Here is a 439-nt window from a genome sequence, read left to right on the forward strand (position 1 = left end):
TTTTGTCAGCGCCATACCACTAATGTTGACGTGAGTGCCACGCTCTTCCGTGTTCGGGAAGGTGATTTGAACAGCTTCCGCCCACTTGATTTGCTCTGGATCGTTAAGCATTTTTCCCAAGTAATAATTGTTACCTAATGATAGGTCGCAAACGCCTTCGTAGATGGCTTTTACTTGAGCTCGATCGTTACCTTGAGGCTTTCGAGCAAGGTTTGATTTTACACCGCGAAGCCAAGTTTCCGCTTCTGCTTCTCCGTGATGAGCAATCATCGACGCGATAAGCGCAAGATTGTATGGGTGCTTTCCGCTGCGCGTGCAGATCCGGCCTTTCCACTTTGGATCTGCCAAATCTTCATAACGCTGAATTTCTGCAAGGTTTACACGCTCTTTTGATGCGTAGACAGATCGTGTTCGCGTCGTCAAACCAAACCACATATTA

General features: G+C 47.2%; 1 protein-coding gene. It reads right to left on the reverse strand.

All coding sequences use genetic code 11. The features are described 5' to 3' along the window. A partial coding sequence (locus A3750_RS05885; protein WP_197474934.1) for an ABC transporter substrate-binding protein occupies positions 1-439 on the reverse strand: 439 nt, incomplete at both ends.

Source organism: Oleiphilus sp. HI0079, assembly GCF_001635105.1.